Annotated in this window: 1 protein-coding gene and 1 tRNA gene; both read left to right on the top strand. The window is 44.1% G+C overall.

The annotated features are described in order from the left end of the window. On the top strand, positions 1-300 hold a 300-nt coding region (locus B3Z75_RS04315), incomplete at its 5' end, for a hypothetical protein (protein ID WP_294068126.1). 98 nt (positions 301-398) lie between these two features. Continuing rightward, positions 399-471 (top strand) — tRNA-Thr (locus B3Z75_RS04310). The last annotated feature ends 207 nt before the right edge of the window (positions 472-678 follow it).

The following is a 678-nucleotide window of genomic DNA, read 5'->3' as shown; positions in this document are numbered from 1 at the left end:
AAGGTGGTGGTGTTTGACCGTGTGCGTGAATACACGCAACTCTATCCGAAACGTGGGCTGTTGGCGTTGTTTAACGATTCCATGAACGCGACCCTTGCCCGTACCATCAATACCGGGCTGAGTACCATCCTCGTAATCATTTGCATCCTTTTCTTCGGTGGTGATGCGGTACGCAGCTTCGTGTTCGCCATGCTTATCGGTGTGGTTGTGGGGACTGTGACCAGCCTGTTCGTGGCAGCTCCGGTTGCTTATAAAATGTTGAGCAATCAACAAAATAAAAAGCTGGCCGATGCAAAATAACAAAGATTGATTTTTTTCTGAAAACGGGCGGCTTATTTGCTGCCCGTTTTCTTTTTGCATTCCATTTTTTTTACTACTTTTGCATTCCTGTTAAACAAGCCACAATAGCTCAGTTGGTAGAGTAACGCATTCGTAACGCGTGGGTCGCGAGTTCAAGTCTCGCTTGTGGCTCTTCCTGTGTTCCGTGCTAATTTATATTAATTCCTGAATCCCCCTTCTTTTTTTTGTATCTTTGTGAAAACGGCCGTCAAATTGACGTGCGGACAAATAATCATTTAATTATTCTATGTCTAAATTAATGGGGCGTATTTCCCAAATCATAGGGCCTGTGATTGATGTTCATTTTGAGTTTTCAAATCCGCAGGAAGTGAAGCTGCC

This window comes from Proteiniphilum sp. UBA1028 (assembly GCF_002316955.1).
Classification (GTDB): Bacteria; Bacteroidota; Bacteroidia; order Bacteroidales; family Dysgonomonadaceae; genus Proteiniphilum.
The sequence above is the reverse complement of the archived record's forward strand: the minus strand, read 5'-3'. Positions and strand labels throughout refer to the sequence as shown.